Here is a 15,385-nt window from a genome sequence, read left to right on the forward strand (position 1 = left end):
CATGATCAGCAGTAAACACGGCTTCTTACTGAACGGAGGAGGTTGTCGCCTTTAGTGAACTTCTTGGATTTCGCTTGCAGTCTACTGTGGCGCATGGGCAATCCTTTGTAATTATAAGGCTCCTTATTTAACTTCATAAGGATTTCCTCGTTGCCAATAACACGTTCCCCGCTGCTTGTTAGTAAGTCAAACACTACACATTCCATGCGAGTTAATTTGATAATCGTCAGATTGTTAGAAGGCAGGCGTTGGGGGTTGTTAAATACTCAAGTTTGTAGCATCGGCCTGTTGATGCGATCAGATACACACTTATAGCCGCGCTGGTCGATCCAGGCAGCAACTTCATCGAAGGCAATAAAATCTTCGTCGGAAGGATTGAGCGGGGCGGCGATAAGACATTCTGGCATCGCGCTTCCTCCATGCACAAAAAAAGCGTAGCCCAAGAGGTGCGCACACTGTAGGTAGCAGGCGAACTGTAGGTAGCAGGCGAACTGTAGGTGGCAGGCGAACAAACCCCGTATGGGCGGGCTTAACGGGAGAGAAAAAAAGGATGGGTGCTGATCCGTCGGCAGTCATTGAGTTTCGTTAGTGAGTTACGGCGCCGCTGTAGTGCAGGACAACTGGATTGCCTTCAGCCTTCTTGTTGCTTTTGTGGGTAACGGGCATGGCGAATGATTCAGGTAGGTGCTACTTCCCATGACCGTTGGCGCCATTAGCGAGGGAGTCTATAGCAACTCTTGATTTTTATTCTCGTCTTTAACGTTTTTCAGGCGCCAAATATTTGAACTTTTAAAGTTGTTAGAAAAGCGATTGGTCTTAGCGCGATTTATTCATACGGCCCATTACAAACTCAGCCATAAGTAAGAAAGCGTCAAACTAGAACAGGCGGCGAGGAGTATTGCAACCCGATAAAAGACAAAATATTGACAACAAAAAACAGTCACATTCTCCCTATTAAGTCGGTGGTATATCATGATCAAGATCATGGCCTACTTTTTAATTGGAGCTGTAACTGCAGGATGCAACGGCATCGTAAAACCCGACTTTTCGGGATCTGCGAGTGATTCATATTTTTCAGTCTACTCGGGCTTTCCTGCACCGTATCTATACATGGCCTCGGCCGTGCAGTGGAACGATGACTACGCCGTAACCACCCGTCACACTCCGTTCATCCCCAACGTGAAGTACAGCTGCAGCACAGGTTGTGATCTCGTCTTCATCCTGCACAAGGCCAACGGCCGCTACCCGTCATGGCGCGCACCGCGTGTGGGCGAGAGCATAACTGCCGTTGGGGCGAGTCCTTACCTCATGACCACTTCCGGGAAGGGCAAGGTATATCAAACGCCTTTCGTCAATACCGCCGAACACAGCGGTGATCTCTATGCCATCCATGATGCCCCACTGATCAAGGGCATGTCGGGTGGGCCGGTCATCACAAGTGACGGCTGTATTGTCGGCATCAATATTGGTTTCTATTCAACCACCCTGAACGATGTGAGCAATCACTCCGGCGTAAAGGGGGCTGAGAGGATCAGCATCTTTATTCCTTACTCGATCATTCAGCGCGAGTGGGGGATATTGCAGGCAAAACTTGACGACCCGCACGGCGCGAAGTATGTCGCGAAATAACTTTTAGCTTTCAACCCATTGGCCATCGCGCGTACCCGACAAAGTCCCCTCTGATGGGCGGCCTGGAAGGGCTCACCGAAAGGTGGGCCCTTTTTGTTGTCCTGGATTTCTTCAGGGTGTTCACAAAGTATCTGGCTCGTTCACGCTGGACAACGTGAACGTTGATGCACGCGCGACGATTGCTGAGCGGATACCGGGCCACCAGTGATTGCCAGGTAATCGTTCAGATCGTCGCCAGCCTCAGTAGGCGTCAGAGGGCAAAGGTCGCTGCAAGGCCGTGGTGGCCTTCCTGTGCTCCCGCGATCAGGTGCATTGGGATGTTCTGTTGTACTTCAATGGACGGTACTTCGAAGTTCCCTACGATCTGGAGGTGGCGCTCGCTCAGTTCGGTCGACTTTCCTGCTTTTTCCTTGGCCATTCTCGCGTGGTTCATTGCGATTTCGTTGAGCGTTGACACGTTACATCTCCCGGTGACTGACCAAGCGTATCGCTGGCGTCCTTAAGCATTGATTGAATGGCTGCGGCGTCAGAATCCTGTCGTTCCGGCGCTGCTACGGGCGATCTTAGCAAGCCTCAAGCCACGGATACGGGCGAATTCCTCGTTGTGTTCCGGTAGGCGACGAATGGCGGGTACCTGTGAATGATGGTCCGGATTTTTTGTTATTCAGGCGTAAACTAGCAAGGCGACGTTATCAAAAGGAGCCGCCTATGAACGCCGATCAAATGAGCAAGCAGGCACCTGTGGACACGGCTGTCTGGGATCGATATTTCTGCGCTGCATTGATTGCCGAAAGCAATCTGACTGCCCCGATTGTGGGCGAGGCTACTCACGAGGACAGGCAGAACCTGTTGATCGAGAGGGCCAGAGTCCTCGCGGATAAAATGATGCAAAACCGAAGATAACCAGAGCCCAGCCGTCGCGCTGGGCTCTTTGCATGCGGGGTCATGCACCGATGCTGGGGGCGTGCGCATTGCGGATCAGGCGATCAACTCCACCTTGCCGCTCGCCAGGCGATAGATACCGCCCACGATCTTGAGCGCGCCTTTACTCTGCGCATCAGTCAGCAATGGCGAGGCCTGTTTCAGGCTGTTGACCGAATTTTTGACGTTTTGCGCGGTGGCGTTTTCCATCAAGTTCCCGGGCTGCTTGAGTACTGCCTCGACTGCCGACTTGAGTGCGTCAGTCAGTTTCGGGATATGACCGGGGAAAATCGTCTGATCCTTGACCGCCTTGATACCGGCCTCGATGGCACCGCAACTCTCATGCCCGAGTACGAGAATCAGCGGGGCGCCCAGTACGGCAACCCCGTATTCAAGACTGGCCAAGCCTTCCGGCGTAACGAAGTTGCCCGCAACGCGGATGGAGAAAAGATCGCCGCGCGCGGTGTCGAACGCATATTCCGGGGCGATCCTCGAGTCAGAGCAACTCAGCACGGCCACGAACGGATTTTGGCCGGACACCAAGGCCTCTCGCTCTGCCTTGAAATCGTGCGTCGTGGAAGTGCCGCCTACATATCGTGCATTGCCCTCCATCAGTCTTTTCAACGCCAAGTCGGGACTGATTACGTTTTGAGGTTTGGGTGGGGCTGACGCTTTTTCGGCTGCCTGGATGATCTTGCCGGGCAGTGTGCCGGTCAGCAGCAGGGCGCCTGCGCTCAATCCGGCAAATTGAAGAAAACGACGACGGCCTGTTGTGTTTGAAGCAGAGCTTGAATCACATGATTTACACATGATTTTGTTTACTCAGTTCAATGGGGTGAGAGTGAGTTGCTGTTGGGGCGGGTACTGCCATGGACGCTCAATACCGGCGCAGTGGAGTCTAGTAGGTCTGTCATATTGTGTTCCGGGCATTGTCTGCGGATGGCGTGCACGCAGCCATTTCATGGGCTACTACTGACAGGCTCATACAACTTCGACCTGGCAGGAGTTTCTCGATGCTGACTCAATGGTTTCTGGCGGCGGTTCATCTTCTGGCATTTGCCTTGGGATTCTGGGCGGTATTGGTTCGAGGTACGGCTTTTCGGCGTTTGGCAGATGGCGCCACAGAGGTGCGCAGTGTTTTGATGGCGGACAATATCTGGGGTATTTCAGCTGTCGTTTTATTGATCAGTGGCGGGGTGCGAGCCTTTGGCGGGTACGAGAAGGGCGCGGACTATTACCTGCATCAGCCGCTGTTTCATCTGAAGATGACGCTGTTCGTCCTGATCTTGTTGCTGGAGATTGCGCCGATGGTGACGCTGATCAAATGGCGGATAGCGCTTGCCCGTAAAGTGGCGATCGATACCGGCCGTGCGAAGCTGTTTGCACGGATCAGTCATATCGAGGCGCTGCTGGTGTTGCTGATGGTGGTGGCAGCGACTGGTATGGCGCGAGGCGTGATGCTTGGTTGACTGCGCAGTGAACGCATCCTTCCCTGGGGTAAACCAGAAAAGTCTGACAGCAAAAGGATGGAGCTTGCCGCTAGTATCGACCCTTGGGGGTTGAGTGGGGGCGAAAGCACGGGGCGATGGGGTGCTGAATCTTTAGCCAGCCGTGATTCCGGACTGAACGGGCTGGCTACTGACTGCAACGGGATTCAGGATTGCGGCTTTTCCGGGGCGGTCAGGCCGGCCTGAATGCGCTGGTAAATTTCTTCACGATGCACTGCAACGTCCTTCGGAGCGTTGATGCCGATCCTGACTTGCTGGCCGCTTACGCCCAGGATGGTGATCGTAATGTCATCACCAATGTTTATGCTTTCACCGACTTTGCGGGTGAGTATCAGCATGGTCTTCTCCTTGATTGCTTTGTGGGGCACCTGATTCGGACAGTGCAGAGGTCGGTGGTATGTATAGATTAGTGCGAAGTCTCGTGGTTTGGGTGCCTCTTTCTGACGCGCAGATGCGGCATTAATTCCCAAGACGTAACTATACAGAGGCCGCAATCATCAATCTCGTTGTTTTGAGCCCATTTTACGGCACTCGTGAAGTATTCATGGGTGTTAAAATCGCCGCTTTATGCATTTGGAGGGAAGCGTCGTGCGCAAAATGGTTTTGATCATCGCGATATTGGCACTGGCGGGATGTGGCGAAGGCAGCCGTGTGGATGCGCCGAAGCCCAAGCCGGCCATGGCTGCCGTACCCGCGCCAGTGTCCGGTCCGCAATGGGATCTTGAAGTGCGAGGTGAAACCCCTCAGGCGGTCAGTGATCTGAGTGGCTGGCTGATCGAGCACAGTTTCATGTCCAGTGTCGTCAAGGAGAATGGCAATACCCGAATCCTGGTGGGGCCATTCAATTCGAAAGCCGAAGCCGAAGCCAAGCAGGATGAAGTTCGCGCGGCGCTCACTCGCTCGAAGAAACAGAACATCGAATTGCTGGTGCTTGAGCGTCCAGCCGCTCAATAACGTAGCGCAGACGTTGAAGAAACAAAAAAAGGCCTCGGGCGTTTAGCGCCGGGGCCTTTTTTGTTTCAGTGTCCCGTCCTGGATTCAGCCGCAGGCCTTCATGTCTACCGGGCCGACGAACTCGTTGCCGCGCCCCATGACGCACCCCACGCTCTGATTGCGTTGGCGTTCCCAGGCCTGTACCGGATAGGTCTTGTCCCAGGCTTCGTACAGTTGTCGATCCTGTTTCGACAGGCGCAAGCCATACTGCTTGCTCATGTAGAAGTAGGTCCGGGCGATCATGCCGCGAATGGAAGGGCGGGGCATGACTTTCTTGGCCTTGAAGTCGACCTGGGTCAGGCAGGAACCATATTGCCCCGACTGCTCGGGCAGCCAGCCAAAGCTGAAGTTGCTGCGATCGCCATTGACCTCGCCAATGCTGGGCACCAGGTTGTGCAAATCAGCCTCGGCCTTCTGGTAAACCGGGTCGTAGCGGGTGCAGTTCTTGCGACCGCCCTCTTGCCAGCACTGGCGTTGATGGCCGATTTGCCAGGCCGGAACAATATGCTCCCACTCGATGCGGGATGCGCGTTTGGCATTTTTACGTGGCACATAACCGCAGGCTGCAAGGTTCACCCGGTTACCGGTGTACTTGCAGCCACAGTAAAACTCGGTGGACTGGGGCGCGTAGAGTTTCCAGGCGACCTTTTTCGCTTCGGTAAAAGTGCGCGGCGCGTCGGCTTGCGCCCCCATGACAAAAAACAGAAACAGCAAAGCAAACCAGCGAACACTCATCGACTCAATCTTCCTTCGGCACAACCCAGAAAATCTGCACACCGCCATCGTCGCGATAGGCGAGGGTGACGTTGTCGTTTTCGTCTATTTCTTCCAGTAAGCGTTCCCATTCATCCACCGGCTCGTCGGGAAGGCGGAAGATCAACGCTGCCCTGGCTTTTTGTGCGGTGGGGGAGTTGATGATTTTCTGAACGCGCAGGCCCATGCGTACATAGGTGTCGAGAGAGGCTGAGGTGGTGTCCACGGAATTATCCTTATTAAGCTGTACGTGCATACAGTATTTAACTGTAGGCCATTTCGCAACTGCTTAAAAACCAAGAAAATCCTCTGACAGCGATTTGTTCCGTTTGGCGTAAGGCGAAGGGATTTTTTTTGTAAGATCCGCGGCAGCCACTCGCCAAGGCTGGCGAATGGCGCACGGGGTGCCCGACCGGATCCGGTCGGGCGAGGGCGAATCAGTATTCCCAGAACATCCGTTGCAGCTCTTTGCTGTCATTGGTTTTGGTCAGCGCGACCATCGCCAGGACCCGGGCTTTTTGCGGATTCAGGTCGTTGGCCACGACCCAGTCGTATTTATCGTCAGGCTGTTCGGCGTTGCGCAGTACAAAACCGCCGGCGTTGACATGGGACGAACGAATGATCTGCACGCCATCCTTGCGCAGGGCTTGCAGGGCGGGCACCACTCGCGACGATACCGAGCCATTGCCGGTGCCGGCGTGGATGATGGCTTTGGCGCCGGACTGAGCCAGGGCCTTGTAGGCGGTGTCGCTGACGTTGCCATAGGAATAGGCGATCTCGACGTCAGGCAGGCTCTTGATGGTCTTGATGTCGAATTCGGAATCCATGGTGTGACGCTTGGCTGGCAGGCGGTACCAGTAGGATTTGCCTTCTACCACCATGCCCAGCGGACCCCAGGCGCTTTTAAACGCTTCGGTCTTGATGTTGATCATTTTGCTGACGTCGCGACCCGACTGGATTTCATCATTCATGGTCACCAGCACGCCTTTGCCTCGCGCGTCTTTGCTGCTGGCCACGGCCACCGCGTTGTACAGGTTCAGCATGCCATCGGCGGACATCGCGGTGCCTGGGCGCATGGAGCCTACGACGATGATCGGCTTCTCGGTTTTTTCCACCAGGTTGAGGAAGTACGCCGTTTCTTCCAGGGTGTCGGTGCCGTGGGTGATCACGATGCCATCGACGTCTTTGCTGTCGGCCAGCTCGGCTACGCGGCGACCCAGTTGCAGCAGGTTTTCGTTGGTGATGCTTTCGGAGGCGATTTGCATGACCTGTTCGCCGCGAACGTTAGCCAGTTGGCTCAGTTCAGGAACGCCGGCGATCAACTGTTCAATGCCGACTTTCGCCGCTTGATAGGTTGCGCTGTTGGCGGCGCTGGCGCCAGCGCCGGCAATGGTGCCGCCGGTGGCCAGGATCACCACGTTGGCCAGTTTCTGTTGGGTTTCGGCTTCTTTGGCCTGAAGGGCGGTGGGCAGGAGCAGCAGCAGGGCCAAGGCGCCCGGAACAAAGGTCTTGAGTGCAGATGTCATTATTTTTCTCTTCTAGTTGTGAGACGGTGCAGATGCAGGTTCATCTAGATACGCCCCGGGCGAATCTGAACGCCGGGGGTGCGAGGGGAAGAGCAGGATCTGTACCAGTAATACGCTGAATTGAAAAAACACACCTAAGTTAATGATTTGTAACGATATTGCTGTTTGTGTCCAGAGCGGTTTCGGGGCTGGGCGTCCGGAATGCCGAACATGTTTAACTTTCGCGTTCGGCTCTCCGAAACGGATCGCGGTCTTGTTTAGGATTTAAACAGGTCAAATCATCCGTCATGACTAAAGAAACGCCCGAGCCGGTCGATGCTCCTTCAAGGGATCTTTTTCTTCGGGAGTTCACATGTCGTTATCTGTTGGCATTCCCAATGCCGCCGGCATCACCATCGCTGGCAAATCGGCCACTACCCCTCGTGCCTTGAGCGACGCAGCCGCTGATTCGGCTGCTCAAGCGCTGGGTGCAAAGGAAAGCGACGGCAACCAGGTCAAGACGGGCCCGGTAGGTCTGGGGGAGAGTGCCGGCGTACAGGCCGAATCGGAAACCAGCGATAACACCAGCATCGCGGTGAAGGTCTTGCTCAAGCGTCTGAAGGAATTGCAGCAGCAATTGCGCGAGCAACAGCAGCAACTGGCACAAGCCCAGGCAGCGTCCTATCCAACCCCGGAAGCCAAGACCACAGCAGTAGCAGCCATACAGGGGCAAGTTGCCGACACCAACGGCGCCATCCTGCAAGTGAGTGCGAGCCTGATAAAGGAAATGACCAAGGGTTCTGGCACGGGATCGGTGGTCAATACCACGGCATAGCTGAATGCCGTTTTTCGCCAAACATAGCTGAAAGCGCTTTTCAGGTCGTTGACAAATACCGGCAGGGTTCGCATAGTTTGGTTCACGCAAACGTTTGCGCTGCTCCAATGATGGCTTTTCATCGCAGCGGGCCGTGAAGCTTACGCCAGCGCAAGCGTTGCTCACAATAATCATAAGATCGGAGTGAACCCATGAAGCTGCCATTCGCTGGACGTCTTCTCGCTGTCGCTATGTTGGCTGCTGCATCCGCTGCATTGCCTGTCTCTTCGGCTTTTGCTGAAACCACTGAAAAACCGAAAGTCGCACTGGTCATGAAATCCCTGGCCAACGAGTTCTTCCTGACAATGGAAGACGGCGCCAAGGCCTACCAGAAAGATCACTCCGGCGAATTCGACCTCATCTCCAACGGCATCAAGGATGAAACCGACACCGCAGGCCAGACGCGTATCGTCGAGCAGATGATCCTGGCCAAGGTCAATGCACTGGTGATTGCGCCGGCAGACTCCAAGGCCATGGTCCCGGTGATCAAGAAAGCCATCGATGCCGGTATCACCGTGATCAACATCGACAACCAGCTGGACCCTGCCGTCGTCAAAAGCAAAAACATCAATGTTCCGTTCGTAGGCCCGGACAATCGCAAGGGCGCACGGCTGGTGGGGGACTACCTGGCCAAACAGCTGAAGGCCGGTGACGAAGTCGGCATCATCGAAGGTGTGTCCACCACCACCAATGCCCAGCAGCGAACCGCAGGTTTCAAGGATGCGATGGAGGCGGCGCAGATCAAGGTCGTGTCCCTGCAATCCGGAGACTGGGAGATCGACAAGGGCAACAAGGTAGCCGCGTCGATTCTCAGCGAATACCCGCAAACCAAGGCCCTGTTGGCCGGCAACGACAGCATGGCGGTCGGTGCGGTGTCTGCGGTGCGCGCCGCGGGCAAGGCCGGCAAGGTGCAGGTGGTCGGCTACGACAACATCAATGCCATCCAGCCGATGCTCAAGGATGGTCGCGTGCTGGCCACTGCGGACCAGTTCGCGGCTAAACAGGCGGTGTTCGGCATCGAGACTGCATTGAAGATTCTCAAGGGCGAGAAGGTCGACGGCGGCGCCAATGGCGTGATTGAAACGCCGGTAGAACTGGTCACCAAGTAGCCTTCTGGCGACGTAACGGCGCTCGTCCAGCCGGACGGGCGCATGGAGAGTTTTTATGTCAGTTTGCGCTCCGAACGCTGTCCTTTCGGTCAGTGGTATCGGCAAGACTTACGCCCAACCGGTCCTGGCCGGCATCGACCTGACGCTCATGCGCGGGGAAGTGCTGGCGCTGACCGGTGAGAACGGTGCGGGCAAAAGCACGCTTTCGAAGATTATTGGCGGGTTGGTCACGCCGACCACCGGCCAGATGCAGTATCAGGGGCAGGACTATCGTCCGGGTAGCCGGGCTCAGGCTGAAGCGCTGGGTATCCGCATGGTCATGCAGGAACTCAATCTGCTGCCGACCCTGTCGGTGGCGGAAAACCTGTTTCTCGACAACTTGCCCAGCAAGGGCGGCTGGATCAGTCGCAAGCAGTTGCGCAAGGCCGCCATCGAGGCCATGGCCCATGTCGGGCTAGACGCCATTGACCCGGACACCCTGGTCGGCGAGCTGGGCATCGGCCACCAGCAAATGGTGGAGATCGCGCGCAACCTGATTGGCGATTGTCATGTGCTGATTCTCGACGAGCCGACCGCGATGCTCACTGCCCGCGAAGTCGAAATGCTGTTCGAGCAGATCACCCGCCTGCAGGCTCGCGGCGTATCGATCATCTACATCTCCCATCGCCTCGAAGAGTTGGCGCGAGTCGCGCAACGCATTGCCGTGCTGCGCGACGGCAACCTGGTCTGTGTCGAGCCGATGGCCAACTACAACAGCGAGCAACTGGTCACGCTGATGGTCGGCCGCGAGCTCGGCGAACATATCGATATGGGGGCGCGCAAGATTGGCGCTCCGGTGTTGACGGTCAAGGGCCTGAGCCGGTCCGACAAGGTTCGCGACGTGTCGTTCGAAGTCCGTGCCGGAGAGATTTTCGGGATATCCGGTTTGATCGGCGCGGGGCGCACCGAATTGCTGCGTCTGATCTTCGGTGCGGATATCGCCGACAGCGGCACGATTGCCCTGGGGGCGCCGGCGCGGGTCATCAATGTGCGTTCGCCAGTGGATGCGGTCGGGCATGGCATCGCGTTGATCACTGAAGATCGCAAGGGCGAAGGCCTTTTGTTGACGCAGTCGATCGGCGCCAATATCGCCTTGGGCAACATGCCCGGCATCTCCGGCGCGGGCTTTGTCGACAACGATAAGGAGCGCGCTTTGGCCCAGCGTCAGATCGACGCCATGCGCATTCGCAGTTCCGGTCCGGCACAACTGGTGTCCGAGTTGTCCGGCGGCAATCAGCAGAAAGTCGTCATCGGCCGTTGGCTGGAGCGCGATTGCTCGGTGTTGCTGTTCGACGAGCCGACCCGCGGCATCGACGTCGGCGCCAAGTTCGATATCTACAACCTTCTCGGTGAGTTGACCCGCCAGGGCAAGGCGCTGGTGGTGGTCTCCAGCGACTTGCGCGAGCTGATGCTGATCTGCGACCGGATCGGCGTGCTGTCGGCAGGAAGCCTGATCGATACCTTCGATCGCGACAGCTGGACCCAGGATGAGTTGCTCGCCGCTGCTTTCGCCGGCTACCAAAAACGTGATGCGCAGCTCGTTGAAGCCGCGCCTAGGGATCTTCCATGAATACCGCTTCTTATGCCGGCAAACGCAGTGGCAACTTCTACGGCCTGGGCACCTATCTGGGGCTGGCGGGTGCCTTGTTGGCGATGATCGTGCTGTTCTCGGTGCTGAGCAGTCACTTCCTGTCGTACGATACTTTCAGCACCCTGGCCAACCAGATTCCGGACCTGATGGTGCTGGCGGTCGGCATGACCTTTGTGTTGATCATCGGTGGCATCGACCTGTCGGTGGGCTCGGTGCTGGCGCTGGCGGCCTCGACCGTGAGCGTGGCGATTCTTGGGTGGGGCTGGGGCGTGCTGCCGGCGGCCCTGCTGGGCATGGCCGTCGCGGCGCTTGCCGGTACCATCACCGGCTCGATCACTGTGGCGTGGCGGATACCATCATTCATCGTGTCCCTGGGCGTGCTGGAAATGGCTCGCGGTGTGGCGTACCAGATGACCGGTTCGCGTACGGCCTACATCGGCGATGCGTTCGCCTGGCTGTCCAATCCGATTGCCTTCGGCATTTCGCCGTCGTTCATCATTGCGTTGCTGATCATTTTCGTCGCCCAGGCCGTGTTGACCCGCACGGTGTTCGGTCGCTACCTGATCGGTATCGGCACCAACGAAGAGGCCGTGCGACTGGCGGGGATCAACCCGAAGCCTTACAAGGTCCTGGTCTTCAGCCTGATGGGGTTGCTGGCCGGCGTTGCGGCGTTGTTCCAGATTTCTCGCCTGGAAGCCGCCGACCCGAATGCTGGCTCCGGTCTTGAATTGCAGGTGATCGCGGCCGTCGTGATCGGCGGTACCAGCCTGATGGGCGGGCGCGGCTCGGTGATCAGCACGTTTTTTGGCGTCCTGATTATTTCCGTGCTGGCCGCGGGGCTGGCGCAGATCGGGGCAACCGAACCGACCAAGCGCATCATTACCGGCGCGGTGATCGTGGTGGCGGTGGTGCTGGATACTTATCGCAGTCAACGCGCAAGCCGGCGGACCTGAGTCATGGCGACTATCAAAGATGTGGCAGCCCTTGCCGGCATTTCCTACACCACGGTTTCCCATGTGGTGAACAAGACCCGCCCGGTCAGTGAAGAGGTGCGGATCAAGGTCGAGGCGGCGATCCAGACCCTCGACTACGTTCCCAGCGCCGTGGCCCGTTCACTCAAGGCCAAGACCACGGCCACCATCGGCCTGTTGGTCCCCAACAGCCTCAACCCGTATTTCGCCGAGCTGGCCCGGGGTATCGAGGATTACTGCGAGCGAAACGGTTACTGCGTCATCCTGTGCAACTCCGACGACAATCCGGACAAGCAGCGCAGCTACCTGCGTGTGCTGCTGGAAAAACGCATCGACGGCCTGATCGTCGCCTCGGCCGGCGGCGACAGTGGCCTGGCACAAGGCCTGAAAGGCGTCCGCACGCCCATGGTGATCGTCGACCGCGGACTGGACGGTGTCGATGCGGACCTGGTGCGCATCGACCATGAATACGGCGCGTATCTGGCGACCCGGCACCTGTTGGAGTTGGGGCACCGGGATATCGCCACGATCAGCGGGCCGCAAAGCACCAGTGTGGCGCAGATGCGTCTGGCGGGTTATCGCAGGGCCTTGAAGGAGGCGGGTGTCGAAGTCTCTCCCGGGCGCATGCTGGAAAGCGATTTCACCAGCACCGGCGGTTACAGCGCTGCCGCGTTTCTGCTGGAAAGCAATCCGCCTACCGCCGTTTTTGCGGCCAACGACATGATCGGCATCGGTGTGCTGAGGGCCGCCGCCGAGCGCAATATTCGCGTACCGAGCGAGTTGTCGGTGATCGGCTTCGACGATATCCAGATGAGTCGGTATGTCTACCCGTCGCTGACCACGGTCGGGCAATCGATCCTGCAGCTCGGCGAAATGGCTGCCGAAGTGCTTTTGCGCCGAATCGCCACGCCGGGCCTGGCGACCGATCAGCGGATCGTGACGCCGAGTATCGTCATGCGTGAATCGACGGCGCCGCTGGCCGGCGTGTTTGCCCAATTCCGTTGAAACAAAAAGCCGTCGAAAGCAGAGAGCCGTTGAAAACAGAAAGCCGCTGAATCAAAAGCGCCGCCGAAACAGAATCGATGAGTAGCAACGTATGTCAGCAAAAGTAGTGGTAATTGGCAGTTTGAACATGGACCTGGTGACCCGGGCCCCGCGCTTGCCCAAGGGCGGTGAAACGCTGATTGGTCAATCGTTTACCACCGTCTCCGGTGGCAAGGGCGCCAATCAGGCCGTGGCTGCGGCGCGGCTGGGAGCCCAGGTGTCGATGATCGGCTGCGTGGGCAATGACGCTTATGGTGAGGCACTGCGCGGGGCGCTGTTGGCCGAGCAGATCGATTGTCGGGCGGTGAGCACCGTTGACGGTTCCAGCGGCGTGGCGTTGATTGTGGTCGACGACAGTAGTCAGAACTCCATCGTGATCGTCCCCGGTGCCAACGGTGCATTGACCGCAGAAACCATTGACCGTTTTGATTCGGTGATACGTGCGGCGGACGTGCTCATCTGTCAGCTGGAAGTGCCCGATGCGTCTGTTGGCCATGCGCTCAAGCGCGGCCGCGAGCTGGGCAAGACAGTCATCCTCAACCCGGCTCCGGCCAGCCGTCCGCTGCCATCGGACTGGTACGCGTCCATCGATTACCTGATTCCCAACGAAAGCGAAGCGTCGGCCCTGAGCGGACTGTCAGTGGACTCCCTGGACACCGCACAAGCCGCGGCAACCCGCCTGATTGCCCTGGGCGCCGGCAAGGTGATCATCACTCTCGGTGCGCAAGGTTCGCTGTTTGCCGATGGCCAACGCTTCGAACATTTCCCCGCGCCCGTGGTAAAGGCTGTGGATACCACGGCGGCCGGCGATACGTTCGTCGGCGGTTTCGCTGCGGCACTGGCGGCGGGAAACGATGAGGCGCAGGCGATCCGCTTCGGACAGGTGGCCGCGGCGCTGTCGGTCACCCGTGCCGGCGCGCAGCCTTCAATTCCCGCCTTGAGCGATGTACAGGCGTTTAAAACCCCATGAAAAAGACACCCCTGCTCAACATTGCGCTGTCGCGACTGATCGCTTCATTGGGACATGGCGACAGGGTCGTCATCGGGGATGCGGGGCTGCCGGTTCCTCCGGGCGTTGAATTGATCGACCTGGCCCTGACCCATGGCATTCCGGACTTTGTCAGCACCTTGAAGATCGTGCTCAGTGAGATGCAGGTCGAAAGCCATGTGCTGGCTCAGGAAATCTTCGATAAAAAGCCGTCGGCCCTGGTCACGCTGGAAACGCTGGATGGCGAAGGCGCGTTGGGTCGGCGTGAGTTGCTCACCCATGAACAATTCAAGGTCTTGAGCCGACAAGCCAGGGCGATTGTTCGTACAGGCGAATGCCAGCCGTACTGCAACATTGTGCTGGTCGCCGGGGTTACGTTTTGACTGGCTGTCCGCGTTTTGATGTCCCTGGCACAAGGCGTGCGCCCCGCATCGCTATGCTCAGTAACTGCACCCACTGCTCCGGAGCCTGCTGCTTTTGACCCTGACGACCGCAACCAACGCCCAGGCGGCACCAAAGATCGACCTGATCATCGACACCGATCCGGGGGCTGACGATGTCGTTGCCCTGTTGTTCGCCCTGGCATCGCCGGACGAACTGAATGTCCGGGCATTGACCACCGTTGCCGGCAACGTTCGCCTGGACAAGACCTCACGCAATGCGCGGCTGGCCCGGGAGTGGGCGGGGCGCGAAGAGGTGCCGGTCTATGCGGGGGCGCCCAGACCCCTGATGCGCACACCCATCTACGCCGAGGACATTCATGGCAAGGAAGGGGTGTCGGGCATTGCCGTGCATGAGCCCAGGAAGGGGCTGGCCAAGGGCAGCGCCATCACCTATCTGATCGATACCTTGAAATCTGCCGAGCCCCACAGCATTACCATTGCCATGCTTGGCCCGCAGACCAACCTGGCCCTGGCGTTGATCCAGGAGCCGGGTATCGTTCAGGGGATCAAGGAAGTGGTGGTCATGGGCGGCGCGCACTTCAATGGCGGCAATATCACGCCGGTGGCCGAGTTCAACCTGTTCGCCGATCCGCAAGCGGCCGAGGTGGTGCTCAACAGTGGCGTGAAGCTGACCTACCTGCCGCTGGATGTGACCCACAAGATCCTTACCAGCGAAGCGCGACTGAACCAGATTGCCGCGCTGAACAACAACGCCAGTCGTCTGGTGGGCAGTATTCTCAATGAGTACATCAAGGGCGACATGGAACACTACGGCCTTCCGGGCGGCCCGGTGCATGACGCCACGGTTGTCGCTTATCTGCTCAAGCCGCAATTGTTCAGCGGTCGTTCGGTCAACGTGGTGGTCGACAGCCGCGAAGGACCGACCTTTGGACAAACCATCGTCGACTGGTATGACGGCTTGAAAGCGCCAAAGAACGCCTTCTGGGTAGAAAGCGGCGACGCCCAGGGCTTCTTCGATCTGCTGGCCGAGCGCCTGGCCCGCCTGAAGTAAGCATC

At 57.9% G+C, this 15,385-nt stretch carries 19 protein-coding genes; 12 read left to right on the forward strand and 7 right to left on the reverse strand.

Going from position 1 to position 15,385, the window contains the following annotated elements; translation table 11 throughout:
- Positions 1 to 266 precede the first annotated feature (266 nt).
- Positions 267 to 407 carry a hypothetical protein gene (locus KGB29_RS11240; protein ID WP_159389615.1) on the reverse strand — a complete coding sequence of 47 codons (141 nt, stop codon included), beginning with the start codon at positions 405 to 407 and terminating at the stop codon, positions 267 to 269.
- 565 nt (positions 408 to 972) lie between these two features.
- Between KGB29_RS11240 and KGB29_RS11245 the strand changes: the two genes are divergently transcribed.
- Positions 973 to 1,629 (forward strand): trypsin-like peptidase domain-containing protein, encoded by a 657-nt coding sequence (locus tag KGB29_RS11245; RefSeq protein WP_150812518.1) that lies wholly within the window; start codon positions 973 to 975, stop codon positions 1,627 to 1,629.
- A 250-nt stretch (positions 1,630 to 1,879) separates the two neighbouring features.
- Here KGB29_RS11245 and KGB29_RS11250 read toward each other — a convergent pair whose 3' ends face one another.
- Positions 1,880 to 2,086, reverse strand: a complete 207-nt coding sequence (locus KGB29_RS11250; protein ID WP_150812519.1) for a hypothetical protein — start codon at positions 2,084 to 2,086, stop codon at positions 1,880 to 1,882.
- A 251-nt stretch (positions 2,087 to 2,337) separates the two neighbouring features.
- Here KGB29_RS11250 and KGB29_RS11255 point away from each other — a divergent pair, with 251 nt between their 5' ends.
- Positions 2,338 to 2,532 carry a hypothetical protein gene (locus KGB29_RS11255; protein WP_056722222.1) on the forward strand — a complete coding sequence of 65 codons (195 nt, stop codon included), beginning with the start codon at positions 2,338 to 2,340 and terminating at the stop codon, positions 2,530 to 2,532.
- Positions 2,533 to 2,607: 75 nt separating this feature from the next.
- On the opposite strand, the gene KGB29_RS11260 is transcribed toward KGB29_RS11255, so the two are convergent.
- The gene (locus KGB29_RS11260) at positions 2,608 to 3,360 is read right to left on the reverse strand and encodes a carbonic anhydrase (protein WP_154860600.1); all 753 of its coding nucleotides are present in this window, start codon (positions 3,358 to 3,360) and stop codon (positions 2,608 to 2,610) included.
- A 203-nt stretch (positions 3,361 to 3,563) separates the two neighbouring features.
- Between KGB29_RS11260 and KGB29_RS11265 the strand changes: the two genes are divergently transcribed.
- Positions 3,564 to 4,019 (forward strand): DUF2214 family protein, encoded by a 456-nt coding sequence (locus KGB29_RS11265; protein WP_150812521.1) that lies wholly within the window; start codon positions 3,564 to 3,566, stop codon positions 4,017 to 4,019.
- A gap of 185 nt (positions 4,020 to 4,204) precedes the next feature.
- Here the strand turns inward: KGB29_RS11265 and csrA are convergent, their stop codons facing one another.
- The gene (csrA, locus tag KGB29_RS11270) at positions 4,205 to 4,396 is read right to left on the reverse strand and encodes a carbon storage regulator CsrA (protein WP_007975691.1); all 192 of its coding nucleotides are present in this window, start codon (positions 4,394 to 4,396) and stop codon (positions 4,205 to 4,207) included.
- 250 nt (positions 4,397 to 4,646) lie between these two features.
- Here csrA and KGB29_RS11275 point away from each other — a divergent pair, with 250 nt between their 5' ends.
- The gene (locus KGB29_RS11275; protein ID WP_150812522.1) at positions 4,647 to 5,012 is read left to right on the forward strand and encodes an SPOR domain-containing protein; all 366 of its coding nucleotides are present in this window, start codon (positions 4,647 to 4,649) and stop codon (positions 5,010 to 5,012) included.
- An 84-nt stretch (positions 5,013 to 5,096) separates the two neighbouring features.
- On the opposite strand, the gene KGB29_RS11280 is transcribed toward KGB29_RS11275, so the two are convergent.
- The 3 genes from KGB29_RS11280 to KGB29_RS11290 form a co-directional block, all read right to left on the reverse strand.
- Positions 5,097 to 5,786, reverse strand: a complete 690-nt coding sequence (locus tag KGB29_RS11280; RefSeq protein ID WP_150812523.1) for an endonuclease — start codon at positions 5,784 to 5,786, stop codon at positions 5,097 to 5,099.
- A gap of 4 nt (positions 5,787 to 5,790) precedes the next feature.
- The gene (locus KGB29_RS11285) at positions 5,791 to 6,060 is read right to left on the reverse strand and encodes a DUF1654 domain-containing protein (protein WP_150812524.1); all 270 of its coding nucleotides are present in this window, start codon (positions 6,058 to 6,060) and stop codon (positions 5,791 to 5,793) included.
- Positions 6,061 to 6,241: 181 nt separating this feature from the next.
- Positions 6,242 to 7,330, reverse strand: coding sequence for an asparaginase (locus KGB29_RS11290; protein ID WP_057715549.1), 1,089 nt, complete (start codon positions 7,328 to 7,330; stop codon positions 6,242 to 6,244).
- A gap of 352 nt (positions 7,331 to 7,682) precedes the next feature.
- On the opposite strand from KGB29_RS11290, the gene KGB29_RS11295 reads away from it, so the two are divergent.
- The 8 genes from KGB29_RS11295 (at position 7,683) to KGB29_RS11330 (ending at position 15,380) form a co-directional block, all read left to right on the forward strand.
- Complete coding sequence (locus KGB29_RS11295) at positions 7,683 to 8,144, forward strand: hypothetical protein (RefSeq protein WP_150812525.1); 462 nt, start codon at positions 7,683 to 7,685, stop codon at positions 8,142 to 8,144.
- Between the two features lie 191 nt (positions 8,145 to 8,335).
- Positions 8,336 to 9,292, forward strand: coding sequence for a sugar ABC transporter substrate-binding protein (locus KGB29_RS11300; protein WP_057715547.1), 957 nt, complete (start codon positions 8,336 to 8,338; stop codon positions 9,290 to 9,292).
- 55 nt (positions 9,293 to 9,347) lie between these two features.
- Positions 9,348 to 10,901 (forward strand): sugar ABC transporter ATP-binding protein, encoded by a 1,554-nt coding sequence (locus KGB29_RS11305; RefSeq protein WP_150812526.1) that lies wholly within the window; start codon positions 9,348 to 9,350, stop codon positions 10,899 to 10,901.
- Positions 10,898 to 11,875, forward strand: a complete 978-nt coding sequence (locus KGB29_RS11310) for an ABC transporter permease (protein ID WP_057715545.1) — start codon at positions 10,898 to 10,900, stop codon at positions 11,873 to 11,875. The genes KGB29_RS11305 and KGB29_RS11310 overlap by 4 nt, the downstream gene beginning before the upstream one ends.
- Positions 11,876 to 11,878: 3 nt before the next feature.
- Complete coding sequence (locus KGB29_RS11315) at positions 11,879 to 12,898, forward strand: LacI family DNA-binding transcriptional regulator (protein ID WP_150812527.1); 1,020 nt, start codon at positions 11,879 to 11,881, stop codon at positions 12,896 to 12,898.
- A 91-nt stretch (positions 12,899 to 12,989) separates the two neighbouring features.
- A complete protein-coding gene (gene rbsK, locus KGB29_RS11320) occupies positions 12,990 to 13,907 on the forward strand; it encodes a ribokinase (RefSeq protein ID WP_057715543.1) in 918 nt (305 codons plus the stop codon).
- Positions 13,904 to 14,308, forward strand: coding sequence for a D-ribose pyranase (gene rbsD, locus KGB29_RS11325; protein WP_150812528.1), 405 nt, complete (start codon positions 13,904 to 13,906; stop codon positions 14,306 to 14,308). The genes rbsK and rbsD overlap by 4 nt, the downstream gene beginning before the upstream one ends.
- Positions 14,309 to 14,372: 64 nt before the next feature.
- On the forward strand, positions 14,373 to 15,380 hold the full coding sequence (locus KGB29_RS11330; RefSeq protein ID WP_150812529.1) for a nucleoside hydrolase: 1,008 nt from the start codon (positions 14,373 to 14,375) through the stop codon (positions 15,378 to 15,380).
- Positions 15,381 to 15,385: the final 5 nt, after the last annotated feature.

Origin of the sequence: Pseudomonas sp. BF-B-30, from assembly GCF_019956305.1 — a bacterium.
In the GTDB taxonomy this organism is placed as follows: domain Bacteria; phylum Pseudomonadota; class Gammaproteobacteria; order Pseudomonadales; family Pseudomonadaceae; genus Aquipseudomonas; species Aquipseudomonas jessenii.

Coding starts and splice junctions, on each gene's coding strand:
- KGB29_RS11290 (WP_057715549.1), bottom strand. CDS start 7,330: ATGACATCTGCACTCAAGACCTTTGTTCCGGGCGCCTTGGCCCTGCTG.
- KGB29_RS11305 (WP_150812526.1), top strand. CDS start 9,348: ATGTCAGTTTGCGCTCCGAACGCTGTCCTTTCGGTCAGTGGTATCGGC.
- rbsD (WP_150812528.1), top strand. CDS start 13,904: ATGAAAAAGACACCCCTGCTCAACATTGCGCTGTCGCGACTGATCGCT.
- KGB29_RS11240 (WP_159389615.1), bottom strand. CDS start 407: ATGCCAGAATGTCTTATCGCCGCCCCGCTCAATCCTTCCGACGAAGAT.
- KGB29_RS11265 (WP_150812521.1), top strand. CDS start 3,564: ATGCTGACTCAATGGTTTCTGGCGGCGGTTCATCTTCTGGCATTTGCC.
- csrA (WP_007975691.1), bottom strand. CDS start 4,396: ATGCTGATACTCACCCGCAAAGTCGGTGAAAGCATAAACATTGGTGAT.
- KGB29_RS11300 (WP_057715547.1), top strand. CDS start 8,336: ATGAAGCTGCCATTCGCTGGACGTCTTCTCGCTGTCGCTATGTTGGCT.
- rbsK (WP_057715543.1), top strand. CDS start 12,990: ATGTCAGCAAAAGTAGTGGTAATTGGCAGTTTGAACATGGACCTGGTG.
- KGB29_RS11295 (WP_150812525.1), top strand. CDS start 7,683: ATGTCGTTATCTGTTGGCATTCCCAATGCCGCCGGCATCACCATCGCT.
- KGB29_RS11280 (WP_150812523.1), bottom strand. CDS start 5,786: ATGAGTGTTCGCTGGTTTGCTTTGCTGTTTCTGTTTTTTGTCATGGGG.
- KGB29_RS11315 (WP_150812527.1), top strand. CDS start 11,879: ATGGCGACTATCAAAGATGTGGCAGCCCTTGCCGGCATTTCCTACACC.
- KGB29_RS11310 (WP_057715545.1), top strand. CDS start 10,898: ATGAATACCGCTTCTTATGCCGGCAAACGCAGTGGCAACTTCTACGGC.
- KGB29_RS11255 (WP_056722222.1), top strand. CDS start 2,338: ATGAACGCCGATCAAATGAGCAAGCAGGCACCTGTGGACACGGCTGTC.
- KGB29_RS11260 (WP_154860600.1), bottom strand. CDS start 3,360: ATGTGTAAATCATGTGATTCAAGCTCTGCTTCAAACACAACAGGCCGT.
- KGB29_RS11285 (WP_150812524.1), bottom strand. CDS start 6,060: ATGCACGTACAGCTTAATAAGGATAATTCCGTGGACACCACCTCAGCC.
- KGB29_RS11245 (WP_150812518.1), top strand. CDS start 973: ATGATCAAGATCATGGCCTACTTTTTAATTGGAGCTGTAACTGCAGGA.